20 protein-coding genes are annotated in these 25726 nt (G+C 68.2%); 16 read left to right on the plus strand and 4 right to left on the minus strand.

The annotated features are described in order from the left end of the window. Positions 1 to 178: 178 nt before the first annotated feature. The 4 genes from QM682_RS04705 to QM682_RS04720 are packed head-to-tail and all read left to right on the plus strand — an operon-like array spanning position 179 to position 10531. Positions 179 to 7267 carry a hypothetical protein gene (locus tag QM682_RS04705; RefSeq protein ID WP_415127614.1) on the plus strand — a complete coding sequence of 2363 codons (7089 nt, stop codon included), beginning with the start codon at positions 179 to 181 and terminating at the stop codon, positions 7265 to 7267. After that, on the plus strand, positions 7264 to 9015 hold the full coding sequence (locus QM682_RS04710) for a hypothetical protein (RefSeq protein WP_415127616.1): 1752 nt from the start codon (positions 7264 to 7266) through the stop codon (positions 9013 to 9015). The genes QM682_RS04705 and QM682_RS04710 overlap by 4 nt, the downstream gene beginning before the upstream one ends. Then, on the plus strand, positions 9012 to 9587 hold the full coding sequence (locus QM682_RS04715; protein WP_415127618.1) for an SCO family protein: 576 nt from the start codon (positions 9012 to 9014) through the stop codon (positions 9585 to 9587). The genes QM682_RS04710 and QM682_RS04715 overlap by 4 nt, the downstream gene beginning before the upstream one ends. After that, a complete protein-coding gene (locus tag QM682_RS04720) occupies positions 9584 to 10531 on the plus strand; it encodes a hypothetical protein (protein ID WP_415127620.1) in 948 nt (315 codons plus the stop codon). The genes QM682_RS04715 and QM682_RS04720 overlap by 4 nt, the downstream gene beginning before the upstream one ends. Before the next feature lie 26 nt (positions 10532 to 10557). Here the strand turns inward: QM682_RS04720 and QM682_RS04725 are convergent, their stop codons facing one another. Next, positions 10558 to 11946: a VOC family protein gene (locus QM682_RS04725; RefSeq protein ID WP_415127622.1), complete on the minus strand. Its 1389-nt coding sequence runs from the start codon at positions 11944 to 11946 to the stop codon at positions 10558 to 10560. A gap of 153 nt (positions 11947 to 12099) precedes the next feature. On the opposite strand from QM682_RS04725, the gene QM682_RS04730 reads away from it, so the two are divergent. The 3 genes from QM682_RS04730 to QM682_RS04740 all read left to right on the plus strand — a co-directional run bounded on the left by QM682_RS04730 (position 12100) and on the right by QM682_RS04740 (position 15268). Next, positions 12100 to 13065, plus strand: a complete 966-nt coding sequence (locus QM682_RS04730) for a LysR family transcriptional regulator (protein WP_415127624.1) — start codon at positions 12100 to 12102, stop codon at positions 13063 to 13065. 124 nt (positions 13066 to 13189) lie between these two features. After that, entirely contained in the window at positions 13190 to 14128 is a 939-nt protein-coding gene (locus QM682_RS04735) for an ornithine cyclodeaminase family protein (protein WP_415127626.1), read from the plus strand. Positions 14129 to 14143: 15 nt separating this feature from the next. Next, the gene (locus tag QM682_RS04740; RefSeq protein WP_415127628.1) at positions 14144 to 15268 is read left to right on the plus strand and encodes an aminotransferase; all 1125 of its coding nucleotides are present in this window, start codon (positions 14144 to 14146) and stop codon (positions 15266 to 15268) included. Positions 15269 to 15294: 26 nt separating this feature from the next. Here QM682_RS04740 and QM682_RS04745 read toward each other — a convergent pair whose 3' ends face one another. Next, positions 15295 to 16179: a hypothetical protein gene (locus QM682_RS04745; RefSeq protein WP_415127630.1), complete on the minus strand. Its 885-nt coding sequence runs from the start codon at positions 16177 to 16179 to the stop codon at positions 15295 to 15297. Between the two features lie 3 nt (positions 16180 to 16182). Next, positions 16183 to 16827, minus strand: a complete 645-nt coding sequence (locus QM682_RS04750) for a helix-turn-helix transcriptional regulator (protein ID WP_415127632.1) — start codon at positions 16825 to 16827, stop codon at positions 16183 to 16185. A gap of 89 nt (positions 16828 to 16916) precedes the next feature. On the opposite strand from QM682_RS04750, the gene QM682_RS04755 reads away from it, so the two are divergent. The 9 genes from QM682_RS04755 (at position 16917) to QM682_RS04795 (ending at position 25098) form a co-directional block, all read left to right on the plus strand. Beyond that, positions 16917 to 18077 (plus strand): M20 metallopeptidase family protein, encoded by a 1161-nt coding sequence (locus tag QM682_RS04755; protein ID WP_415127634.1) that lies wholly within the window; start codon positions 16917 to 16919, stop codon positions 18075 to 18077. Between the two features lie 73 nt (positions 18078 to 18150). Next, positions 18151 to 19119, plus strand: coding sequence for an ornithine cyclodeaminase family protein (locus QM682_RS04760; RefSeq protein WP_415127636.1), 969 nt, complete (start codon positions 18151 to 18153; stop codon positions 19117 to 19119). After that, a complete protein-coding gene (locus QM682_RS04765; protein WP_415127638.1) occupies positions 19116 to 20069 on the plus strand; it encodes a pyridoxal-phosphate dependent enzyme in 954 nt (317 codons plus the stop codon). Before QM682_RS04760 ends, QM682_RS04765 begins: the two co-directional genes overlap by 4 nt. Before the next feature lie 368 nt (positions 20070 to 20437). Next, positions 20438 to 21235: an amino acid ABC transporter ATP-binding protein gene (locus tag QM682_RS04770; RefSeq protein WP_415127640.1), complete on the plus strand. Its 798-nt coding sequence runs from the start codon at positions 20438 to 20440 to the stop codon at positions 21233 to 21235. 26 nt (positions 21236 to 21261) lie between these two features. After that, positions 21262 to 22053: a transporter substrate-binding domain-containing protein gene (locus tag QM682_RS04775; RefSeq protein ID WP_415127642.1), complete on the plus strand. Its 792-nt coding sequence runs from the start codon at positions 21262 to 21264 to the stop codon at positions 22051 to 22053. A gap of 69 nt (positions 22054 to 22122) precedes the next feature. Continuing rightward, positions 22123 to 22821: an ABC transporter permease gene (locus QM682_RS04780; RefSeq protein ID WP_415127644.1), complete on the plus strand. Its 699-nt coding sequence runs from the start codon at positions 22123 to 22125 to the stop codon at positions 22819 to 22821. Next, positions 22818 to 23531 carry an ABC transporter permease gene (locus QM682_RS04785; RefSeq protein ID WP_415127646.1) on the plus strand — a complete coding sequence of 238 codons (714 nt, stop codon included), beginning with the start codon at positions 22818 to 22820 and terminating at the stop codon, positions 23529 to 23531. The genes QM682_RS04780 and QM682_RS04785 overlap by 4 nt, the downstream gene beginning before the upstream one ends. A gap of 7 nt (positions 23532 to 23538) precedes the next feature. Beyond that, complete coding sequence (locus QM682_RS04790; RefSeq protein ID WP_415127648.1) at positions 23539 to 24339, plus strand: inositol monophosphatase family protein; 801 nt, start codon at positions 23539 to 23541, stop codon at positions 24337 to 24339. Between the two features lie 15 nt (positions 24340 to 24354). Next, a complete protein-coding gene (locus tag QM682_RS04795) occupies positions 24355 to 25098 on the plus strand; it encodes an amino acid ABC transporter ATP-binding protein (RefSeq protein WP_415127650.1) in 744 nt (247 codons plus the stop codon). Positions 25099 to 25352: 254 nt separating this feature from the next. Here QM682_RS04795 and QM682_RS04800 read toward each other — a convergent pair whose 3' ends face one another. Further along, positions 25353 to 25703 carry a winged helix-turn-helix transcriptional regulator gene (locus QM682_RS04800; protein ID WP_415127652.1) on the minus strand — a complete coding sequence of 117 codons (351 nt, stop codon included), beginning with the start codon at positions 25701 to 25703 and terminating at the stop codon, positions 25353 to 25355. Between the last annotated feature and the right edge of the window lie 23 nt (positions 25704 to 25726).

The raw sequence follows: 25726 nt of genomic DNA on the forward strand, positions 1-25726 counted from the left end.
TTTGGGGGTGATGGGGATGTTCGGATTCCATCGGAAAGCCGGGCTTGTTCTTTTTTGCGCGGTATCGCTTTTCATTTCGTCATTCGCTTGGGGGCAGGTTCCCGGTCCTGAGCGGGCTTTCCAAGAGGCGTGCAGCGGATCGGGCCAGGGCCGGCCGGGGCGCGTCGTCTGCGCGGATATGGTCGCGCTGGATCAGATGCTGGTCTATAACCGCTTCGGCTCGTTCAATCCTTACGGCATGATTTTCGCCCTGCGCCGCGATGTGCAGGAAATGGACGATGCGCAGGAGCTGCCGGAATGTGGCGGGGATATGGCGGTGCAGCCCGATCCGGGCGAATTGACCGCCGGCAAGGTGCGCCTGCGCGATTGCCACCGGCCTCGCCCGCTGGTCCTGCGCGCCAATGTCGGGGACCTGCTTTACCTGCGCGTGACGAACCTGCTGGCCGAACCTGCCGAGGCGCCGCCGAAATCGCCCGAGGATGTTCTGGCGCGCGAGCTTTCGCGCGATTTCTGTCCCGATGGCGCCTTTCCGGTCAAGGGCCTGCTCTCGCAGGGGAACAAGGACGAGGTCAAGGACGGCGAGGCGCTTTGCGAATATCCGCGCACGCCCAACGGTGATGATGACGGGAAAAACGGCCTGAGCGGTGCCGATTGGCCCCGCACGCGGGGGCTGAACCTGGTGGCCGAGGGGCTGATGCCGCTGGCCTTGCCGGGCCAGGACAAGCCGCATCCCGCCTGCCTGGGCCTGGACGCCGTGGCGCCGCAAAGCAGTTTTACCTGTCTTTACGAGGTGGTGCAGGAAGGCACGCATTTCTTCGCCAGCCGCGCCGCGCCCGCCGGGGGCGAGGGGGATGGCGGCTCGATCACGCATGGCCTTTTCGGCGCGGTTCTGGCCGAGCGGCCCGGCACGCGCTGGTATCGCAGCCAGGTCTCGGCCGCAGCGATGAACGCGGTCTGGGCGCCCAAGGATCAGCCCCGCCATGCCCGCAGCGGCGCGCTGGACTATGAAAGGCTGGAACAGGGCGTGCCGGTCCTGAACATGGCGCGCGTGATCGGCGGCGGCCCCTTCCGCGAGGCGAAGGCGGTCGAGCTGGTCCATGCCGACCTGAACGCCATTGTCTGGTGCGATACGGACGCGCCCGCCGCCCAGGCGGGTGCGCCGCTGGGCTGCGGGGCCGGGCGCGAGGCGACCGATACCACCCAGGAAGCGCAGGATTTGGCTTTTCGGGAATTCTCGGTGTTTTTTCATGACGAGTTGAAAGGATTCTACACCCGGAACTTCCAGGAATTGGCCCGCTTCGGCCAGCTTGCCGGGGTGCGCGACGGTTTTGCGATCAATTACGGTTCAAGCGGCATGGGCACGATGCTTCTGGCCAATCGCAAGGGAATAGGTCCGGCGGCGGGCTGCGCCGAATGCCTATATGAGGAATTCTTTCTGACCTCATGGGCGAATGGCGATCCGGCGCTTCTGGAATGGTTTCCCGACGATCCCTCGAATGTGCATCATTCCTATTTGAACGATCCGGTCGTGTTTCGGAATTTTCATGCCGGGCCGAAGGAAACCCATGTCTTTCACCTGCATGCGCATCAATGGTTCGCCGGGAACGATCCGGGGCGGGGCAGCTATCTGGACAGCCAGACAGTCGGACCGGGGCAGGGGTTTACCTATAATATCTATCACGGCGGCCGGGAAAAGGCTGGCGGCGGCTGGTATACGGCCGGCTCGGGCAATCGCAACCGCACGGTCGGGGATTCGATCTTTCACTGCCATCTGTATCCGCATTTCGCGCAGGGCATGTGGGCCTTGTGGCGCGTCCATGACGTGTTCGAGGATGGCACGCGCAAGCTTCCTGACGGCCAGGCCAAGGCCGGCATCTCGGCCGAGATCCGCGACCCTCGGGCCGAGGCGAAGCTTTATTTCCCCGGCGGCGACCCGGCCTATCTGGAAAAGGGCGCGCTTTTCGCCCGCAGCGGCAGCGTGAACCCGGAAACAGGCGCATGGCTGGACGACCGCGACGATCCGACGACCCCCGGCAGGATCGAGGGGGCGGGCACGCCGGTGCCGGCCCTGGTTCCCCTGCCGGGCGAGGCGCTGCCGCCCTTGCCGACCTATGCGCCCTCTGGGAAAAAGGCCCAGGCATCCACGATACCGCGCCGCGCGGCGGCGGCATTGCCGCGCCGTGGCGCCTCGGCCCTGGCCCAGGGACCCGTCGCCCCGCCCGAGCGGATCGTCCGCGCCCAGGCCAGCGTGCCTGGACCGCAAGCCCCAGGAAAGGTTCTGGAAAAGGCCCCGCCGCTTGATGCGATGCCCGGCTATCCTTTCTATGTCGCGGGCAGTGCCGGGCACCGCCCGCCGCAGGCGCCGCGCGACATCGCGCGGGCACTGAACGGCGATGCGCCAGGCGACGAACTGCTGACGGGTGCCTTGGGCCGGCATGTCCTGCTGACAGGCCAGCGAAAGGCGGATCTGCCCGCCGACATCGCCTTGCGCGAGGCGGAACTGGCCCGAACCCTGGACCAGCCCGGCCATGCGGAGGAACTGGAGCGTCTGCGCGGCCGGATCGTCGCCAAGGCCCTGGCGCGCGGCGACATGACCGCGCATCTGGACAGCGCCCGGATCCGCCTGCTGAACCCCGAGGGCGAGCCGCTGGAACAGGCCGCCCAGGCGTTCCACCATGACGGCGCCGGGCTGACCGTGCGCGCGCCGGACGGCACCGATCTGCCCAAGCACAAGAAGCCCGACCAAAGCGAATTTTCCGCCGTCGATGGCGGCTATCCCATGCCCAGGGCACCGCTGCCCCAGGGGACCGGGCAGCCCGACGGGGTTTATCAGGTGAACGGCGCCCCGCCCGCGCCGGGCGCGCCCTTCGCCGATCCCTGCGGCGGCGCCGTCTCCCGTGAGGGCCAGCCCTCGGGCACCGATCCACTGACCGGGCGGGTGGACTATGTCGTCGATCCGAAGCTGGTCGGGTTTCGCCGCTATGAGGTTTCGGCGGTGCAGCTTGATCTGGTGGTGAACAAGGCGGGCTGGCACGACCCGCAGGCGCGCATCGACGTGCTGACCCATGCCAGCGGGGCCTATGCGGGCTCGGACGGCTTCAAGCTGCCGGGCGACAGCGGGGCGCGCATCTCGCCCACGACGCGCGACGATGCCGAGCCGTTCTTCTTTCGCGCCCGCTCGGGCGAATGCATCGAGTTCCGCCACACCAACGAATTGCCCAAGGAACTGGACCTGGACGATTTCCAGGTCCGCACGCCCACCGACACCATCGGCCAGCATATCCATCTGGTGAAGTTCGACGTGACGGCCTCGGACGGCTCGGGCAATGGCTGGAATTACGAGGATGGGACCTTCGCCGCCGACGAGCTTGCCGCCCGGCTTTGCGCCTGGGCCGCGACCGGCGATGCTGAGGCGAAGGAACGGGTCCAGGAACTGGGCGGGCGCGCGCATGCGGCGGCGCAGCCCGATCTGGGCGCGCTTTTCCCCGATGCCGATTTCTGCGCGGCACCCCCCGTTCGCGAAAGCCGCCTTTGGCGCCTGCCGCGCGGGCGTTTCCCTTTTCTGTTCCAGACCACGGTGCAACGCTGGTTCGCCGATCCGATCCTGACCCATGATGGCATGGGCGCGCAGCAGGACCGCACCATGCGGACCGTCTTCAGCCATGATCATTTCGGCCCTTCCTCGATCCAGCAGCACGGCTTTTACACCGCGCTGCTGATCGAGCCGGGCGCGGCGATCTCGCAGGATGGCAGGATCCAGAAGCAGACCGATATTCGCGACCCGCATGAGCCCTGCCGCGAGACGTATGACGATCCACAAGCCCATCCCGAGCGCCCCGCCTGCGTCGAGCCCCTGCCCGCCGCCGGGTCCGTGGACCGCTACGCCCTGCATCAGGGGGATCGGCAATGGGTCGGCGCGCATAAGATCGTGCGCTATGACGACAAGGATCCTTTCCACCCGAATTACCGGGAGTTCGCGCTGGCGGTGGCGGATTTCGCCCTGCTTTACGATCCCCGCGACCGCGAGGCTGCGGACAGTATCGAGCCCGCGAAGGATGCCGAGCATAGCGGCATGGCCCGGCTTTACTGCGAGGCGAAGCTGGCGGAAACCGCCACATCCCGCGTCGCGATCCAGGAGCAATGCGGCAAGCCCGCCCTGGATGAGCCGGACATTCCCCCCGCCTATTGGGCGGCGGGTCTGTCGGTGAACCCGGACCGGAAGGTGTCTTCCGTGCTGGACAAGGATCACGAGGAACTGCGCCGGCACCTGCTTTATTATCGCGGCCGCGCCGCCTCTCCCGACGGGGTGGGGGTCGCGCCGGTTCTGGCAAAGCCCGTGGCGCCGCCCGCGCGGCCTGAATCGATCTCGGTCGATCATCACGATCCCTATCTGGTGAATTACCGCAACGCCCCCCTGCCGCTGCGGCTGGCGGGCAAGAACCGGGACGGCACGCCCAGCCCCGACTGCGCGCCGCTGGCGATGACGCAGGCGGGCCTGCGGCCCTATCTGAACCCGCAAAGCCAGGTGGTGCAGACGCTGATGCAAGGCGGGATGCCGGTTTGCAGCTACAAGTATCAACTGAATGACGACGCGGGCGGCGATGCGGGTCAGGTGCTTAGTTCCTGGGTGGCCGATGACCGCGACCGGCCCCGGCGCGAACCCGAGACGCCGCTTTTCGAGGGCTATCAGGACGAACGGCTGCTGTTCCGCCTGGTCCAGGGCGCGCAAGAGGTGCAGCATGTGTTCAACATCGCCGGGCTGGCGGCGCCCCGCAATATCGACCAGCGTTTCCCGCAGGGCATGCGCGATCTGGCGGTCTCGGAACCGCCCGCCCGCCGGGCCTGCTTCGAGGTGCTGCGCAAGACCCATCCCGAGGCATATGAGGACTGGCTGAGCAAGGGGCCGGACGGGTTGGCGCAGAACGGCGATTATTGGCACGCCTTCGAGCGGGCGCTGGCGCGCTGCGACAATATCGAGGGCTATACCTTCGCCCAGGAGGTCGGCATCTCGGAGCATTTCGAGATCCGGGGCCGGATGCGGGCGGATACGCCCACCATGGAAATGGCCCCTGGCGCGCCGGCCGCGCTGGCGTCGTATCCCGCGACGGGCGCCAAGCGGAAACCCGATGAAGGGCTGCGCGAAGCCTCTGATTACCTATATAATTTCGGCACGGTGGATTCGCTGTGGAACGGCGCCTGGGGTCTGGTGCGGATCTATCCCGGCAGCAAGGCGCGGGCCGGTCTTTTGGCGGCATGGGCCGGGCACTCCGCGCCTGCCGCACTGGAGCCGGTCAATCCGGGGGCCGATGCGCGGGAATCCAGTTTTTCGGCGACGACCGATCCCGATGCCTTCGGTTCGGGGGCGACCTGTCCGCTGCCCACGCGCGAGATGCTGGCGGCGGATGCAGGCGACAAGGGGCCGCGCCGTATCGGCCAGAACGTCGCGGGCCTGGCGGTCGCGGTCCGCACCGCCGATGTCTGGCCCGGAGGCACTGATTACGGTGCCCATCGCCACGACCCCGACGGGCTGATGCTGGCCTTGCTGAACCCGCAGGACCTGAAGCGCGACATTACCCTGAGGGACGACTGGCTGGCCCTGCCGCGAGGGGAGGTGATCGCCGCCATCCGTCGCGCCTATGCCCGCCCCGAGCCCTTCGTCATGCGCGTCAACGCGGGCGATTGCGTCACGCTACGCTATGTGAACCTGCTGCAAGAGACCGCGAAAGGCGGGATGCCCGACGCCCTGGGCGACGCGCTGATGCCCCGCATCGCCGGTCTGAACGTCGATCCGGTGCCCGAGGTCGAGCGGGTTGGCGAGCAGGTTACGGGCACGCTGCATCCCACCGTGCCGGACGGGCCGATCACGGGGTTGCGGCCCTCGGCGCGGCTGGCCTTGTCGGTCGGGCTGCCGGGGGGCGATCTGATCCGCAACCTGCCCCTGGGCTTCGGTATCAACGCTTCCGGGCTGGAGCCTGCGACGAAAAGCACGGCCTCGGTCTCGGAGATGTTCCAGTTCTATGCCGGCAGGCTGCGGATCGGGATCTCGGACAGCCAGAAGTTCAACGACCTTGCCAGCGACATCGTCAACGCGCTGCGGACTGAATGGAACCTCGGCGATGCAACCTTTACGTCCCAGGACCAGGGGCAGCCCGCGCATTTCACGCTTCTGGGCCGGGATTACTGGATCGTGAAGGGCAACAGCAAACTGGAACTGACCAAGGAGCAGATCGACCAGTTGAACCTTTTTGCGCAGGCGGAATTGCAGAAGCATTTCCACTGGATCCCCTATGCCTTCGGCCCGGTGCCGGTGCGGGTCACGGGGGATGTCGTCTCGCAGACCACGCATGGGCTGTTCGGGGTGATCGACGTTCTGCCGCAGGGCTGGGCGATCCCCGCCAGCCTGGCGCCGCCGATGGACCAGCCCGAGGGCGACCGCCGGCGGCTGGCCGATCTGCGCGCGTTGGACCTGCTGGATGCCGGTCAGCCCGCGCGGGATGCGCGCTGGCGCGCCGCCGCCGCCGTGCCGCCCGAAACGCGCGATGCGGCGCTGAACTTCGGTGCTCCGGCAAGCTATTCCGGGGTGGACCCGGATCCCGATGGCGGAACCGGCCCGCGCCGGAACATCCGCGAATTCGTGATCTTCTATCAGGATGGGCTGAACCATCACGATAGCAGGTCGAAAATCGAATGGCGGCTGAACGGCAAGCTGCGGGCGGAAAAGCCGACCCCCGATTGCGCCATCTGCGACGATAGCTATGATCTGGGCGAGCAGGGCGTCAGCTACCGCTCGCGCCCCTTCTCAAGCCTGCTGCGCTTTGCCGATATCGGCGGCAGGGGCCGGGTCGAGGCCAGCGACGACCTGAACGCCGTGCTGTTTCCAGGCCGCTTCTTCGCTGGGCAGAGCACGGCGCGCGACGGCGGCCCGACCGATCCCGACCGCCAGCCGCTGACGCTGATGGCCTGTCCGGGTGATCAGGTGCTGATCCGCGTGGTCCATCCCGGCGGGCGGGCGCGGCAAAGGGCCTTCGTGATGAACGGGCTGGGCTATGACGACCTGTTCGCGGGCTTCGGCTTTCCCAACGCGGCGCTGGTCGCGCCGGGCAAGTCTGTCTCGGCCTGGCTGCATCCGCCGACGGTCCTTTCCGCGACGCAGCCTGGCCGCGCCCCGGTCGAGGGCACCGTGCTGTGGCATGACGGGCCTAACTTCCTGATGGCGGGGGGCACCTGGGGGTTGCTGGAATTCGCGCAGCGGCATTGCGCCAAATGAGCAGGGTCCGGGCCAGCCTGGCGGTGGCCCTGCTGGCGGCTGGGGTGGCCCAGGGCCAGGACCTGAAGCCGCCGCTGGATGCCTCGGTGCGGTTTCTGGACCCGCAGGGCGCGGATCTGGCGCAGGTCGTGCCGGGCCAGCCGTTTCAGGTGGCGCTTAGCTTCGCGGCCCGGATCGGCTCGGTTCCCTCGGACCTGGCGCCGCTGGCCTGGCTGCGCCAGCGCGGTCCCGGCGATCTGCCTTGCGCCGAAACCGCCGCCGCCTATCGCGCCACCGGCAGCGCCGCCCTTGGCAGCGTCGATCTGAACGGCCGTGTGCTGGGCGTGCTGGCGCGGGACGGGGCGATGACGGTGCTGGACCCGCAGCGGGCGCTGGGAACGGCGAACCTGCTGGCCGCGCATCGCTTCGACCCGGCGCCCTTGGACCTGGCGGCCGACCCGACCGCGGGGCGCTTCCTTCTGACCCTGCCCGAGCGGGGCGAGCTGGTGGCGCTGGACCCTATGGGCGGAACGCGGGTGGTGGCGCGCGGCCTGGACCGCCCCGGCCCGCTGGTCGCCGCCGCATCGGGCGGGGCCTGGCTGGTCGAGCAGGGCAGCGGCGACGTGCTGCGCCCGGATCGCGGCCAGCGGTGGAGCCTGGGCGCGCGCGCCATTGCCGGGGACGGGGCGCCCTCGCGGCGGCTGGCGGTGCTGTCCTCCGACCGGCTGACGGTGCTGGGCGATGACGGCACCACGCTGCTTTCCGCCCCCGCTCCCGGTGCGTTGGCCGTCGGGCTTGGCCCCGAGGCGGCGTTGTGGCTGGGCGCCGATGCGCTGCATGTGCTTTGGCTGGATGCGCCGCTGGCGCCCGCCCAGCGGATCGCGCTGGACGGCAGCTTTCAGCGCATCGCGGTCAGCCCCGAGGGGCGCATGGTGGTGCTTTCCGCACCCGATCGGCTGGGCTTTGGGGTGGTCGATCTGGCGCGGGGCCGCATGGTCCAGAGCGCGCTGACCGACAGCCCCGTGGCCGAGGTGGCCTTCCTGCCCCAGACGGCGATGCTGCGGCTGGCCGATGGCTCGGCCGTGGGGGTGATGGACCTGCGCGGCGCCGCGCCCGCCGGCGCCGAGCCGGTGCTGGGCCGCGTCTCCATCGGGCCGCGCGGCGCGCCGGACGGTCCAGAGGCGCGGCTGCTGGTGCCGCTTTCGCCCGAGCCGGCGATGCTTGCCATCCATGCGGACAGCTTTACCGGCTTTGTCCTGGACCGCCGCCATGCCGTCAGCGGCAAGCCCGCGATGGAGGCGATGCGCCTGCGCGGCGGCATCCCGCGCCTGGCGGTGGCGCTGGACCGGGGCCTGCGTCCCGCCGGGCCGGGCCGCTTCCTGGCCAGCGCGCGCCTGCCCCGGCCCGGCGCATGGGAATTGGTGGTCAGCGCGGGCCTGGGTCAGATGGCGTTTTGCGCGATGCTGCCGGTCCCGCCCCAGCTCGAAGCCGTTCAGGACCAGCCGGGGCGCATCCAGGCCCAGGCGGATGCGCAGGGGCGGTTGCGGCTGCTTTTCCTGGCGGGCGACGGCCGGCCCGCCGCCGATCTGGCGGGGATGCTGGATCTGGCCGCCTTGACCGGGAACTGGCGCCAGCGCCAGGGTTTCCGCACCGATCCGCGCGGCGTCACCACCCAAAGCTGGGACCTGCGCCAGCGCCTGCCGCTGGTCGTGACCGCCGATCCCGAAACCGGCGCCTTCGCGCCTCTGGTCCTGGAGGCGCCGCCATGAGCCTGCGCCTTGCCGCCCTGCTTCTGCCCTTTCTATGCCTGCCTGCCCCGGCGCATCAGGGCCATGTCCGCGCCATCCCGATGCAGGCCGACCGGGCCGAGGAGCATCTGGCCCTGCCCGACATCCCCGTCACCGACAGTCGCAGCCGCAGCCAGGGCTTCGTCTCGCGATATGGTGATGCGGGGCCGCTGCTGGTGTCGTTCATCTATACCAATTGCACCGAATATTGCGGGCTGACGATCTCGGTCATGTCGATCCTGGATCAGGATTTGCAGGCACCGGGCGCGCCGCCCCTGCGCATGGTCGCGATCTCGGTCGATCCGGCCCGCGACACGCCCGAGGTGCTGGCGGAACTGGCGCGCTCGGTCCAGGCCAGCGACCGCTGGGATTGGGTCGTGGCCAGCGCGCCGGACACGCCCGCGCTGCTGGCGGCGTTCGGCCTGACGCCGGGGCCGGTCGAGCAGCATGAGCCGGTCTATCTGCTGGGCGATCTGCGGACCGGCCTTTTTCGCCGCCTGCCCGCCGACGCCCAGCCGGACGAGATGCTGGCGCTGGCGCGGCGGATGCGATGATCCGGTGGCTGGCGCTGGCGCTGGTGCTGGCTGCCGCAGGCCAGGCGCGGGCGCAGGACGGCGCAAGCGTCTATCAGCGCGGCGCGGGGCTTTCGGCGCGGCTCGGCTCGGCCCAGGGCGCGGCGCTGCCGGCGGGGCGGTTGACCTGCGCGGGCTGCCACGGCCCGGACGGGCGCGGCGGGGCCGAGGGCGGCGCCCAGCCCGCGCCCGGCATCGGTTGGGCCAGGCTTTCGGCGCCCGGACCCGACCGCCCAGCCTATGACCGCGCGGGCTTTCTGCGGCTGCTGGAACAGGGGATCACGCCTTCGGGGCGGGTGATCTCGGGGCGGATGCCGCGCTTTTCCGCGCCGGCCCCGGTGATCGACGCGCTGATCGGTCATCTGGCCGCGCTGGACGGGCAGGAGGGTCTGGGCCTGGGCGCCGACAGCATCGCGGTGACGCTGCCCGCCCATCCCCCCGCGCGCGCCGCTGCCCTGGCCGCCATCGCCGCCTTCAATGCCGAGGGCGGCGCCTATGGCCGCCGCATCGTCCCGGCGGCGCCCGCCTTTCTGGACCTGGAAGCGGTGCTTTCCGAACTTCTGCCCCGTCTGCGCGCGGCCGAGGAGGCGCGGCTGCAAGCCCTGCTGCGCGAGGATCCCGGTCTGCGGCGCATGTCCGGCGGCCCTGCGGATCGCGTGGCCGGAACGCTGGATGAGATCGGCCCGGAATTGCCCGCCCTGGCTGCGCGCCATGTCCAGCCGGTCGTCGTCGGACCCGGTCCCGAGGCGATGGATTGGGCCGTCCGCGACCATGCGACGGGCGAGGCCGCCCATGCCTATGCCGCGATCCGCGCGGCGCTTGAGCTTTTGCGCCAGCAGGGCCGCCAGCCCGGCAGAACCCGCTTCGGCGAGGAACTGCGCCGGCTTGATGCTGCCGCGCTGGTCGATGTCTATGGCCGGCCCTAGCCTTGCGGCGCGGAAAAGGGCTGCGATCAGTCAAGGGTTGCGATCGGTCCGGCCCCGGCCTTGCCGCAGCTTTCCAGGGACGCGGCCTGGATGGCGGCGTAATGCTGGAACTCGTCCAGCACCCCGGCGCCCAAAGCCTCTTCGAAAGCGCGCTGGTTGGGGCTGGCCTGAAGGTCCCGCGCGGCGTGATCGCCCAGGTTCGACTGGAAGATCCCCGCCGCCGAGACCGGCAGGAAATCCTCATAGACCAGCGGGGTCGCGGTGATCGCGCCCTGGGCCAGCAGGGTTTCCGGGTCGGCCTTGGGGTCGATCGCCCGGCCCGGCACCGGGGCGAACTGGAAATAGCCCAGGCCCTGACGGCGGATCTGGTCCCAGTCGTCGGGGAAGGCGGCAAAAGTCGCCTCAAGCGCCGCGACATATTCGGCGGCGTTCCCGCCATCGGCCGAGGGGCGGGCGACGGCGCGGGTCTGGGCCAGCAGCTTGTCGTAAAGCGCCCGGCCCTTTGGGGTCAGGGCGATGCCGCGCTGCTCGATCTCGCCGAAGCGGGCGGTGTGCCGGCCGGGGACCGCGGGACCGCCGGCATCGGGGAACAGGACCGGCTCTTGCAGCGCCTTGAACGAGGTCTGGCGCAGAAGGATCGGACAGGCGCGGCGCGGCGGACCTTCGATCACCGCCTTCGGGGCGATGCCATGTTCGGGCATCAGCGCCTGCACCGCGTCGATGTCCAGCGTGCGCGGCGTCAGGTGGTTGATATGCGGCCCCTTGAACGAAACCACGTCCGCGATCAGCCGATGCGCGTCATGCAGGCGCTGATAGGTCGTGGCGTTCACGCGCGCCTCGGCATGCCAGCGGAAGGTCTCGACCGCCTCGGCCACGAACTCCGCCGCCTGGGCCTCGGTCAGCCCGCCCGCCGTCTCGGCCTGCGCCGTCAGCTCCAGCGCGCGGGGGGTAAAGATGCGCCGCCGCTCCAGCACCTGGGCGGCGATGCGGCGCAGATCTTTATCCTGGATCAGTTCCAGCCGCAGCAGCGAGGTGAAGACCCTAAACGGGTTCACCGCCAGCGCCTGGGCGGTGACGGGACGAAAGGCGGTGGAATGAACCGGCACCCCCGCCGGGCTAAGGTCGTAATAGCCCACCGGGAACATCCCCATGACCGCGAAGATGCGGCGCATGTCGTGAAGTTCCCGCGCCGTTCCCAGCCGGATCGCGCCATGGCGTTCGACCGAGACGCGGTCCAGCGTGCCGCCGCGCTCCAGTTGCTGGCGCAGCACCGGATCCTGATCCAGCGTCCGGGCGTTCACCGCCGCCACCAGTTCCATCAGCGTGCCATAGGCCGGCACCTCCTGGCGATACATGGCCGAGAGGGCTGCCGAAAAGCGGGCGCGGATCAGATCGGGTTCGACAAGGCGAGGCATGGCGCGATCCTGCAAGATGGGCTGGCCAAGGCTTAGCGCATGATCGCGGGAATGGCGATGGCGCGTTTCCCAGGCCGCCCCTGGATCGCGCCAGGAACGGCACACTGGACAAGCCGCCGGGAACCCGCCTAGCATCGGCATTCTCGATCCAACATGGCTGAACATCGAATGCCGCCCCTGCATGACATCGATCTGAAACTGCTGCGCATCTTTCGCACCATCGTTGATGCCGGGGGGCTGAGCGGGGCGCAGGCGGTGCTGAACTGTTCGCAGTCGACGCTGTCCACCCAGCTTGCCGAGCTTGAGGCGCGGCTGGGCTTTCGCCTGTGCCAGCGCGGCCGGCGGGGCTTTGCGCTGACCGAAGAGGGCGGGCTTCTGCTGGCCGCGCTGGATGATCTGATGGACGCGGCCGAGCGGTTCCAGAACCGGATCGCCACCATCTCGGGGGCGCTGAAGGGCGTCCTGCGGGTGGGGCTGATGGATGCGATGCAGGCCAATACCGCCTGGCCCGTCGCCATGGTCCTGGGCGCCTTTTCCCGCCGCGCGCCCGAAACGCTGGTGGATCTGACGCTGGACGCGCCGCATCTGATGGAGGATCTGGTGACGCAAGGCAAGCGCGACTGTGTGATCGGGCCCTTTCCCGAGAAACGGGCGGGCCTGGCCTATCGTCCCCTGTTCCAGGAGCGGCATTCCCTTTACGCGCTGCGCGATCATCCGATCACGCGGCTGGCCCGCGTCGGGGTCGAGGATCTGGCCGATTTCGCGCTGATCATCACGGCGGGCGAATTGCGGCGCTTTCCCTTCATCCGCAGGGGCGGGCGGGCCGCGCCGGGCAACCTGCGCCCCGCCGCCAAGGTCGATCAGATGGAGACGCATCTGCTGCTGATCACCAGCGGGCGCTTCATCGGCTTTCTGCCCGACTATCTGGGCATGTCCCATCCGGCGCTGGTGCGCCTGCCCACCGGAAGGAATCTGCAATACCTGTCCCCGATCTATCTTGCGCATCAAAGGGGCGAGGCCGGCATCATCCTGCGCGGTTTCCTGAAATGCGTGGACGATCAGCCGCTTGTCGAAGGGGATCTGACCCGCGGCGGCGCGGTGGTGCCGCTGGCGGAGTAGGTTGCGGGAATAGGCTGAGGAACAGGCTGGGCAAATAGATCGGAAAATTCGATCTAACTGTTTCTTGCTGCGGATGTAACGCTGCGGTGGCCTGTGCTATCCCGCCGTGAAAATGGAGAATCCGATGACCGAAACGCCCCTTGTCCTGGACGAAGCCGCCGTTCTGGCCCTGCTGCCCAAGGCCGATATCCTGGATGCCATGCGCCGGATGTTCGCGGAACTCGGCCGGGCGCAGGCCGTCCAGCCGCCCCAGACGCTGGCCCTGTTCCCCGAGGGTCGGGGCGATTTCATCACCTATCTGGGGGCCAGCACCGGCGCGCAGCTTTTCGGGGCCAAACTCTCGCCCTATCTGGTCCGGCAGGGCGGGCCGGTCATCACCGCCTGGACGCTGCTGATGTCGATGCAGACCGGCGCGCCGGTGCTGCTGTGCGATTCCGCGCGGTTGACGACCGAGCGGACGGCGGCGACCACCGCGCTGGCGGTGGACCATCTGGCCGGCCGGGGGGCGGCGCGCCTTGCCATCGTCGGCACGGGCAAGGTGGCCGAGGCGCATCTGCGCCATGTCCTGCCGCTGCGGGACTGGACGGGCATCTCGGTCTTTTCGCCGGGCCTGGGCGGGGATCGGGCCGCGTATTGGCGGGGCTTGGATCCGCGCGTCAGCCTGGCCGCCAGCGCCGAGGACGCGGCGCAAGGGGCGGATGTGGTGATGCTTTGCACCTCGTCGGGGGTGCCGGTCCTGGACACGGGCGCGCTGCGGCCGGGCGTCCTTGTCACCTCGATCAGCACCAATGTCGCGAAGGCGCATGAGGTCGCGCCGGGCTTCCTGGCCGGGGCCGATGTCTATTGCGATTATCGCCGCACCACGCCCGGCGTCGCGGGCGAGATGCGGCTGGCCCAGGAACAGGGCTGGACCCCCGAGGCCATCCGGGGCGACCTGGCCGAGCTTGCGACGGGCGCCTGTCCCGCGCCCTCGGGCACGCGGCCGGTGTTTTTCCGCTCGGTCGGGCTGGGACTTGAGGATATTTTCGTGGCCCAGGCGATCCTGGCCGCCGCGCGCGCTTGAAAAGGAGAGAATGCCATGCAGATCAAGCCATTCGGTGTTGAAATCTGGATGAACGAATTCGAAACGAAATGCGGGTTGAACCTGGCCGAGACCTGCGTTGCCTCGATCACGCTGGGTGATCTGGTCCAGATGTCGGGCCGGGGCGACGCGGTCTGGGACGAGCTTCTGGCGATGCGCATGGGCTATGGCGCGATCGAGGGCAGCCCGCGCCTGCGCGAGTTGATCGCCGGGCTTTACGAAGGCCAGACGGCCCATAACGTGATCACGACCCATGGCACCATCGGCGCGAATTCGCTGCTGCATCAGACACTTGTGGGCCGTGGGGATCATGTGATCTCGGTCATTCCGACCTATCAGCAGCATTACTCGATCCCCGAAAGCATCGGGGCCGAGGTCGAATTGCTGCATCTGCGGCCGGAAAACGATTTCCTGCCCGATCTGGCCGAGCTGCGCGCCATGATCCGGCCCGATACCAGGCTGATCGCGCTGAACAATCCCAACAACCCCACCGGCGCGCTGATGGACCGCGCGCTGCTTGAGGATATCGCGGGGATCGCGCGCGAGGTCGGCGCCTGGGTGCTTTGTGACGAGGTATATCGCGGCACCGACCAGGTGGGCGACGGCTACAGCGTCTCGATGGCCGATCTTTATGAAAAGGGCATCTCGACCGCGGGCATGTCCAAGGCATATTCGCTGGCCGGGCTGCGGCTGGGCTGGATCGTCGCGCCGCGCGAGGTGATCGAGGCGGTGATGATCCAGCGCGATTACAACACGATCTCGGTCGGCTGCATCGACGAATATTTCGCCATCATGGCGCTTGAGGCCCGCGACAAGATCATGAAGCGCGCGCATGCGCTGTCGCGGGGGAACCTGGCCCTGGTCGCGGACTGGATCGCGGGCGAACCGCTTCTGTCCTGGATCCGGCCGCGTTCGGGGACGACGGCGCTGCTGAAATACGACCTGCCGATGACCTCGCGCGAGTTCTGCGTGAAGCTGCTGGAGGAAGAGGGCGTCATGCTGACCCCCGGCAGCACGATGGAGATGGAGGGTTGGCTGCGCCTGGGCTTCACCAACCCGACCGAGGATCTGCAACGCGGCCTGCGCCAGATCTCGGCCTTCCTGGCGCGGCACGGCGGCTAAGGCGGGGCGGCTAAAGATGGGGCGCGTCAGCGCGCCCGGCTTATCGTCACCATGGCGAAACCCTCTTCCTCGGGGGTCAGCGCGACTTCGATCGCGGCGATCCGGTCCAGATGCGGGACATGGGTGCCGCCGCAGGGGATGGCGGCGTCCTGTCCCAGCAGATGCGTGGACCACAGGCGCCGCTCGTCCAGCGGACCCTCCTGGGGTGTCACGCTGACGGGGGCGGGCGCGGCCAGCATGCGGCGCAGGCAATCATTGATCTCGGCCGTTCGCGCGGGCAGGTCGGCCAGGAAGGCATCGCGGTCGAAGCCCTTTTTGCGCAGGGATTTCCCGATCCGGTAGATGTCGGTCGAACCGTCTTCCCCGATCAGCGAGCGGCCGACCGCCGCCTTGTCCAGGTTCGGTGCCCCCAGCGCGTCGCGGTCGGCGTAATCCTTGGTCCAGAACCCGCCGGCGCATTGGTTCAGGGCCAGGGCGGCCAGATGCACGCCGGTATGTTGCAGCGACAGGGCGGCGCGGCGGTGGGCGTCCACCTGAAGGCCGACGGTCTGGCCCAGATGGGCCGAGGGGTCGCCCTGGACCAGATGCAGGACGACCGCCCGCGTCTCGGGGGTGCCGCGCGGCAGGGCCTGGGCATCCGCGCCGGTCAGCAGAAGGCCGGTCCGGGCGTCCAGAAGCCCCGTCAGGCAGTCCAGCACCGGGAAGCTTGCGTCCGCGACCGTCATCAGGCCCCGGTCGCCCGGCTGGTCGGGCCAGGTCAGGCTGACCGGATGAAACGGCGTGCGGTCGGTCAGAACGGCCCAGCCGCCGGGATAAGGCGCGGCCCAAAGCAGCCTCGCCTTGGCGAAAAGCCCGCCGCCGGCGAAGGTGGTAGTGGTGGCGCCGTCTTTCAGATCGGTCTTAAACTGCATGGTTCACTCGTTCGGAGGAGCCTGTCTGGAGGCGCGCAGGTAGTTGTAGACGGTCGCGCGGCCCATTTGCAGCACGCGCGAGATATAGGCGGCGGCGTGCTTGCCGCCGAATGCGCCGTCCTCGGCCAGTTCCAGCACCAGTTGCCGCTTCTGCGCCCGGCTCATGTCCGCGACGGTGATGCCGTGGCGCTGCGTCCAGGCGTGGATGTATTCGTTGATCCGCTCGTGCCAGTCTTCCTTGAAAAGCACCGGCGGCTGGCCGTGATCCGGCGCCACCCGCGTCAGCGCGCTGAGCAGGTCGATCGCGGTCTGAAGATGCGTCACGTCCAGGTTGATGCAGAGGATCCCCAGGGCCTGCCCCTCGGCCCCGCGCAGCACGGCGCTGACCGACTTGATCCGGCGGCCGTCGAAATTCAGCTTTTCATAGGGGCCGATCAGGCGGTCATCTGGGCGAAGGTCGATCTCGTGCAGCAGCGACGGCTCGCCCAGTTCGCGGCGCGAAAAGGGATTGGCGATATGGACGACCGTTTCCGTTTCCAGATCATGCAGAACGACTTCGGCATGGGGCTGCAACAGCAGCGCAATCGCGTCGCATATCGCCAGATAAGGTGCCAGCAGGGGCGGGCAGCGCATTGGATCGGCAGGCATTCGGATCGGCGGCTCTCGTTGCTTTTGGGTGTGGTCTATACCATGAGTTGCAATTTGGACAGATCCATCCAGACCGGAGCCTTTCGACCATGTTGACGACCAGCGAACTTGAGCAGCTAAGGGCGATCCGGCACCATCTGCACCGCCATCCCGAACTTTCGCGCGAGGAAGCAGGGACGGCGATCCATCTGGCCGAGCAGTTGCGCCATCTGGGTCTGGAGGCCGAGACGGGCATCGGCGGCCATGGGCTGGTCGCGACCATCCGGGGCGAACGGCCGGGCGCCGCCGTGGGGCTGCGTGCCGACATGGATGCGCTGGCGATCACCGAGCGGACGGGCCTGGCCTATGCCTCGTGCCGTCCGAACGTCATGCATGCCTGCGGCCATGACGGCCATATGGCCATCCTGCTGGGCGCGGGGATGATATTGTCGCGGCGGCGCGATTTCGCGGGCCGGGTGCATCTGATCTTTCAGCCCGCCGAGGAGCGGTTCGGCGGCGCCCGCCTGATGGTCGAAGAGGGGCTGCTGCTGCGCTATCCCATGGCGCGGGTCTTTGGCCTGCACAACTGGCCCGGCCTGCCGGCGGGGCAGGTCGTGGTCCATGACGGGCCGGTGATGGCCGGAACCTCGGAATTCACCCTGCGCTTCCGGGCCGAGGGCGGCCATGCCTCGATGCCGCATCTGACGGGCGATCCGCTGCTGGCGGGCGGGCATTTCATGACCGGCATCCAGCAGGCCGTCGCGCGCTCGGTCGATCCGTTCGAAAGCGCGGTGGTCACGGTGGGAAGCTTTCGCGGCGGGCATGCGCAGAACATCATCCCGCAAGAGGCCGAGTTGACCGGCACCCTGCGCGGCTATTCCGGCGCCATGCTGCTGCATCTGCGCGGCCGGGTGCGGGCCGTCGCCCTGGCGGCGGCCGAGATGGCGGGCTGCGCCTGGGACCTGGAATTCGACGAGCCGCTTTGCCCGCCTGTCGTCAACCGCCCGGCCGAGCGCGACATCATGCGGCAGGCGGCGCTTGCGGCGGGGCTGGATCTGGGCGGCCCCTATCCGCCCTCGATGGGGGGCGACGATTTCGGCGATCTGCTGGCCCATCTGCCGGGCGCCTATGCCTTTCTGGGCAATGGCCCGCTTCAGCCCGAGGCCGGGCTGCATCAGCCGAAATACGATTTCAACGACGCGGTGATCGCGCCGGGCGCGGGCTTGCTGGCGCTTTCGGCGCGGATCGCGCTGGGGTCCGCACCGGGTTGAGACGAAAATATTTCATCTGGACAAGACTGTCCAGATTTCGGAAGCTCGCCCGGTGCCCAGGGAGCAAGACCGGATGTTTCAGCTTTCGCGAAGCCAGATCGAGGAGTTGATCTCGGTCGACGATGCCGCGGTCCAGGCGGTTCGCGATGCCTATATGGCGATCAGCGACGGGCGCGCGAACCTGCCTCCGGTCGGCCATATCGCCTTTCCCGGCGCAAGGGGCGATTGTCATGTCAAATACGGCCATATCGCCGGGGATGAGGTCTTCGCCGTCAAGGTCGCGGCGGGGTTTTACGACAATCCCGCGCTTGGGCTGCCTTCCAGCACGGGGGTCGTACTGGTCTTTTCGGCCCGGACCGGACAGATCCAGGCGCTTCTGAACGACGAGGGTTATCTGACCGACCTGCGCACCGGGCTTGGCGGCGCCATCGCCAGTTTCGCCCTGTGCCGCCCGGATGCCCGGCGCTTCGCGATCGTCGGCAGCGGGACGCAAGCCTATTGGCTGGCCCGCGCCATCGGCCATCTGGCGCCGGGGCCGGTCGAGATCGCGCTTTGGGGGCGCAACCCGGATCGGGCGCGCGCCCTGGCCGCGCGGCTGGCGCGGGCCGGCACCGCCGTCGAGGTCGAGCCCGAGCTTGAGGCCGCCTGCCGCCGGGCGGATGTGATCGTCACCGTGACCCCCGCCGCCGCACCGCTGGTGCGCGCCGAATGGGTGCGGCCCGGTTGCCATGTCACCGCGCTGGGGGCCGACAGCCCCGGTAAGCAGGAGCTTGAGACGGCCCTGGTCGCGCAGGCCGACCGGCGCGTCTCGGACATGCTGTCGCAAAGCCTGGATCATGGCGAATTCGCGACCGCCCGCGCGGCCGGGCTGATCGCCGCGCGGGATTGTGTCGAACTGGGCGCGGTGCTGAGCGGCGCGGCGCCCGGCCGTCGGCGCCCCCAGGACATTACCATCGCCGACCTGACTGGCGTGGCGACCCAGGATATCGCCATGGCCCGCGCGGTCCTGGCCCGCGCGCAGGCCAAGGAGGGCCAGTCATGAACGAGATCGTCACCGCATCCGCCGCCGCCTCGGTCCGCGCGCGCGGCCGCATCAGGCCGCATGTCTACAAGACGCCGCTGCTGCCCGCGCGCAATCCGCGCGGCGGAGACCTGTTCTTCAAGGCCGAGAATTTCCAGCTTACCGGCTCGTTCAAGATCCGGGGCGCGGCCTCGGTGATGACGGCGGCGCCTCTGGGGCAGGCGCTGATCACGGCCTCCTCGGGCAATCACGGCATCGGCGCGGCGCGGGCGGCGCAGTCGCTGGGGCGCGAGCTGACCGTCGTGCTGCCCGAGACGGTCATCCCCGAGAAGCTTGCGAAGATCCGCGCCTTCGGCGTCCATGTCGTGCTGCATGGCGCGCAAACCGGCCTGGCTGAGCAGCATGCGCAGGATCTGGCCCGGCGGGGCGGAGGGCATTACATCTCGCCCTATAACGACGCGCTGGTGATCGCGGGGCAGGGCACGATCGGGCTGGAGCTTCTGGCGCAGGCCCAGAAGATCGACAACGTTTTCATTGCTATGGGCGGGGGCGGGCTGATCGGCGGGATCGGCGCGGTCCTCAAGGCGTTCAGCCCGCAGACCCGCGTGATCGGGGCCTCGGCGGTCAACTCGCAGGCGCTGGCGGTCTCGATGCAGGCGGGGCGGGTGATGGATTGCCTGCATCTGGACACGCTGGCCGATGCCGTGGCGGGCGGGATCGACGTGGATACGCTGACCCTGCCGCTGGCCCGCGCCGTGGTCGATCAGGTGGTCAGCTGCACCGAGGATGAGATCGCCCAGGCCCTGCGCATTATTGCCCGCGAAGAGAACATGCTGGTCGAGGGCGCCGCCGCGCTGGCCATGGCGGCCTATCTGAAGATAGCGGATGCATGTGTCGGTCAATGCAACGTGGTCCTTCTTTGCGGGGCGAATTTCGACGCCGAGCGGATTCGCACCATCGCGCTGACATGACCGGGGCGGGCCGATTCGAAGTTTCGCCGCCCTTCGCGACCCAGCCCCGTTCCAGCGCCGCTGGACGGGGCTGTTTAATTCTGAATATGCCCACGCAAGCGGCATATTCTTTGTTTTCGGAAGTAATTTCAGGCAAATCTTCTGAAAATGGTCCATGTCATGCCAAAAAACAGGCAGAATATCGTTGTCGCTTTTGGCGCGTTATGGACAGGAAGATTTCAGATGGATAATTTTGTCCAAATGAAAGGGGTTCTGGATGGGTTTGTCTGGCTTTGGCATCGGCGCGTGGGGTCCAGGCGCATGATGCGGCTCTTGCGCGCGGCGGTCCCGCCCGTGACCCGCCCGCCATCGTGCCGGGCGGTGGGGCGATGACCGGGGAAGGCGCGGGGCGGTCGCATCTGTCGGCGGTCGACATCCGCAAGAGCTATGGCCCGCTGACCGTTCTGCATGGTGTCTCGCTTGAGGCGGAGGCGCATCAGATCGTCACGCTGATCGGCGCCAGCGGCTCGGGGAAAAGCACCTTCCTGCGCTGCCTGAACTTCATGGAGCACGCCGATTCCGGCACCATCCGGCTGGGCCAGGACGAGTTTCGCCTGGGCGCCGCCGATGCCCCCGGCGAGGCGCGGCTTTGCCGCCTGCGGGCGCGGATGGGCATGATCTTTCAAGGCTTCAACCTTTGGTCCCATCTTTCGGCGCGGGCGAATGTCGCCTTGCCGCTGCGCCATGTGCTGAAGCTGGGCACGGCCGAGGCGGATGCGCGCGCGCGCCATTACCTGGACCGCGTGGGCCTGTCGGCGCGGGCGGATCACTATCCGGCGCATCTGTCGGGCGGCCAGCAGCAGCGCGTGGCCATCGCCCGCGCCCTGGCGATGGAGCCCGAGGTGCTGCTTCTGGACGAGCCGACCAGCGCGCTGGACCCGGAACTGGTGGGCGAGGTCTTGGGCGTGATGCGCAGCCTTGCCGCCGAGGGGCGCACGATGATCCTGGTCACGCATGAGATGAGCTTTGCCCGAGAGGTCTCGGACAAGGTGCTGTTCCTGGCCGATGGCCGCATCGAGGAGCAAGGCCCGCCCGCCCAGATCTTCGGCAATGCCAATTCCGAGCGTTGCCGCCGCTTTGTCGCCTCGGCCCTGCACAGGGGCCGGGCCGAGGCCCAGACCGCATAGACACAACCAACAGAGAGACCACGACAATGAAATCCATGATCGCGGCGCTGGCCATGGCGCTTTTTGCCGCCCCCGCCCTTGCCGAGCCGCTGAAGGTCGCGGCGGACTGCACCTATCCGCCCTTCGGCTATCAGGACAGCGACGGCGTTATCAAGGGCTTCGACGTTGACATCGCCAATGAGATCGGCAAGCGCCTGAACCGCGAGACCGAGATCGTCTGCCAGGCTTGGGACGGCATGATCCCCGGCCTTCTGGCGGGAAAATACGATCTGATCTCGGCCTCGATGTCGATCACCGAAGAGCGGATGAAAAGCATCAACTTCTCGATCCCCTACCGCTCGTCCTCGGCGCGCTTCGTTGGCCCGAAGGACAGCGGGCTGGAGCCGGTGACGCCAGATGGCCAGCCTAATCCGGCGGGGATCGAGGGCAAGACCGTCGCCATCCAGCGCGCCTCGACCTATCTGCCCTATTTCACCGACAAATTCCCCGGCGCCAAAATCGCGGAATATGACAAGGCCGACAACATGATCCTGGACCTGCAATCGGGCCGGGTCGACCTGATCTTTCACGGGCCGATCAAGATGGACAGCGACTTCCTGAGCAAGCCAGAGGGGAAGGATTACGGCTTCGTCGGTCCCGAGATCAACGATACCAAGTATTTCGGTCCCGGCGTGGGCATCGGTATCCGCAAAGAGGACACCGAACTGCAAACGCAGGTCAACGCGGCGCTGGAAGGGATGTTCAAGGACGGCACCTTCAAGACCATCAACCTGAAATACTGGACCTTCCCGGTTCTGCCCGGCGCCTGGGCCGAGTGATCCCGGCCTGATCCCGGCCGCCCGTCCAGGGCGGCCGCCTTCTTTCCCGATCCAATCGCGAGGATAGCAATGGACCCTTTCATGGGCTGGGCGGACGAGATCGCCCATGGCGCCTGGATCACCATGCTTACGGCGGTTCTGTCGCTGGCCCTGGGGCTGGTCTGGGGCATGCTGGGCGCGCTGGCCCAGCTTTCGCCGAACCGGGTGCTGGCGGCGCTTGGCCGGGGCTTCAGCCTGGTCATGCGCGGCACGCCCGAATTGCTGGTGATCCTGATCGTCTATTTCGGCGGCACCATGGCGCTGACGCGGGCGCTGAACCTGTTCGTCGAATCCAAGGGCTTCGTCGAGGTTCCGCCGCTGCAAGCCGGGGTCTTCGCCCTTAGCCTGGTCTTCGGCGGCTACGCGGCCGAGATCATTCGCGGGGCATGGCAGGCCGTGCCCGTCGGCGTGATCGAGGCGGGCCGCACCCTGGGCTTGCGGCCCTGGCGCGTCTTCCTGCATCTGCGCCTGCCCCTGATGCTGCGCTATGCGCTGCCGGGCCTGGGCAATCACTGGGTTTCGCTGATCAAGGACACCTCGCTGATCTCGGTCGTGGGTCTGCACGACCTGATGGGCTATTCGGCCATGGCCACTTCGGTCACGCGTGAACCGTTCCGCTTTTACATGATCGCGGCGCTGATCTATTTCGTGCTGACCATGGCCAACAGCCGGCTGGTCGGCTGGCTTGAGGCGCGCGCGCGGCGCGGGGACAGGCGGGTCGCGGCATGAACTGGAACGTCATGATCGAAAACCTGCCCGCGCTTCTGGGCGCGACGGTGGTGACGCTGCAACTGCTGTTCCTGACGCTGCTGATCGGCGGGTTGCTGGCGGTGCCGCTGGGGATCGGGGCCGGCGCGCAAAGCCGCTGGCTGCGCTGGCCCATCGGCCTTTACATCTCGTTCTTCCGGGGCACGCCGCTGCTGGTCCAGATCGCCATCGTCTATTACGGGCTGGCGCAGTTTCCGGCGGTGCGGGCCAGCTTTCTGTGGCCGATCCTGCGGCAGGCATGGCCCTGCGCGCTGCTGACGCTGTCGCTGCATACGGCCGCCTATACGGCCAACATCCTGCGCGGCGCCATCGCCAATGTCGGGGGCGGCCAGATCGAGGCCGCGCGGGCCTGCGGCATGACCCGGTTCCAGCTTTACCGCCTGGTGATCCTGCCCCAGGCCGTGCGCACCGCGCTGCCCTCATACAGCAACGAGGTGATCAGCATGATGAAGGGCACCTCGATCACCAGCACCATCACCATCATGGAGCTGACGGGCATGGCCAATACCATCGTGTCGCGCACCTTCGCCCCCTATGAGATCTTCATCGCCGCCGCGCTGATCTATCTTGCCATCGCCTGGTCGCTGACGCGGCTGCTGCGCTGGGTGGAATGGCGGCTTTCGGCCCATATGCGCAGCGCGCCGCCCGTGGCGGTCCAGAACAAGGCTTGACTGACCCATGCAGACCCTTACCTCTGATCAGGACTGGCTGGCCCAGCAGGCGGGCTTCGCACATGAGCTTGCCGATGCCGCCCGCGCCATCGTTGCCGAGGCTTTTCCGAAAAGCCGCCGGCCCGACACGAAATCCGACCTCAGCCCCGTGACCGAGACCGACCGCCGCATCGAGACCGCGCTGCGCGAGCGCATCCTGGACCGCTTTCCCGGCCACGGCATCCTGGGCGAGGAATTCGCCGCGACCGGGCTTGACCAGGAATATGTCTGGGTGATCGACCCGATCGACGGCACCAAAGCCTTCGTCGGCGGGCTTGCGGTCTTCGGCACGCTGATCGCTTTGACGCGCGGGGGCGTGCCGGTGCTGGGGGTGATCGACAACCCCACGACCGGGGACCGCTGGATCGGCCTTGAAGCTCGTCCGACGACCCTGAACGGCCGCGCCATTCGCAGCCGCCCCTGCGCCGGTCTGCCCGGCGCGCTGATCAGCAATGGCGGCCCCGAAAGCTTCGACGCCAAGGCCCAGGCGGGCTTTCAGCGGCTGCGCGCGGATGTCGCCTGGTGCGTCTATGGCGGCAGTTGCATGGCCTATGGCCGCGTTGCCGACGGCAGTCTGGATGTTTGCCTGGACGCCGGGCTGGACCCGTTCGACTATTGCGCGCTGGTGCCGGTCCTGGCCGGGGCGGGGGCGGTGATCAGCGATTGGCAGGGGCGCCCGCTGGGCCTGCATTCGGGCACCGCGCTTTGCGCCGCGACAGGCGATCCGACGCTGCATGACCGGGTGCTGGCGCGGCTCAACGGTCATTGACGGAGAGACAGACCCATGCCCGATCCCGACATGATTCACGTCGCCGGCCTGCACAAGTCCTATGGCGCGACCCAGATCCTCAAGGGGATCAGCCTTGCGGTTCGCCCGGCCGAGAAGGTCGTGCTTTGCGGTCCCTCGGGATCGGGCAAATCGACGCTGATCCGTTGCATCAGCGGGCTTGAGACCCGCAGCGCCGGAGAGATCCGCGTCGCGGGCCATGATCTGGCCGCCGATTGCCGCAACATGGACGACTTCGCCGGCGAGGTCGGGATGGTGTTCCAGCAGTTCAACCTGTTCCCGCATCTGACCGTGCTGCAAAACCTGATGCTGGCGCCCCGGATCGTGCGCAAGGACAGCGCCCCCGCCGCGCGCGCGCGGGCGATGGCGCTGCTTGACCGGGTTCGCATCGCCGACCGGGCGGGCTATTATCCCGGCCAGTTGTCCGGCGGCCAGCAACAGCGCGTCGCCATCGCCCGCGCGCTTTGCATGCAGCCCAAGGTCATGCTTTTCGACGAGCCGACCTCGGCCCTGGACCCCGAGACGGTCAAGGAGGTGCTGGACGTGATGGTGGACCTGGCGCGCGAGGGGATGACGATGATCGTCGTCACCCATGAGATGGGCTTTGCCCGCCAGGTCGCCGACCGCATCGTCTTCATGGATGGCGGCCATATCCTGGAAGAGGCCGCGCCCGCCGATTTCTTCGAGCGGCCCCGGCACGCGCGCACCCGCGATTTCCTGAAGCGCATCGAGCACGCCTGAAGCTTTGCCTGGCATGGCCCCGGCAGCCGGCACATGCAAGGGGGCCCCTCCGAACCGGCCCGCCGGATCGGGGCCGGCCGCGAGCGTGCCGGAACCGTCGGACGAGGGATGTGCGGCCATTGGGTCTCGCACCGCCGCATATCGCAAATCGTTCCATGGGCCGGACAGGGCTGGGCCGGGCACCGGACCCCGTGGCGCGACATCGCCGCGAGGCGCGGGCTTTGGCCGACCATAAGGCCACGCTGGCGCCGCAGTTAACCCGCCTCGCCTTGCTCGGCATGCCGCGCGCTCTCGGCATAGGTCCGGCCCCAATCGCGCATCGCCACCAGAACTGGTTGCAGCGAATGGCCCAGCGGCGTCAGTTCGTATTCCACCCGTGGAGGCACCTCGGGGTAGACGGTGCGAAAGACGATCCCGGCCTGTTCCAGTTCGCGCAGTTGCAGCGTCAGCATACGCTGCGTGACCGAAGGAATGGCGCGTCCCAATTCGCTGAAGCGCATCCGACCCCGCAGCAGTTGGAACAGGATGATCGGTTTCCAGGTGCCGCCGATCACCGAAAGCGTCACCTCTACCGCGCAGCCGCTCTTGCTGTTCAGCTTTCGCATTCCGGTCCTCCTTGGATCATGAC

Origin of the sequence: Paracoccus sp. (in: a-proteobacteria) (assembly GCF_047605025.1) — a bacterium.
Lineage (GTDB): Bacteria > Pseudomonadota > Alphaproteobacteria > Rhodobacterales > Rhodobacteraceae > Paracoccus.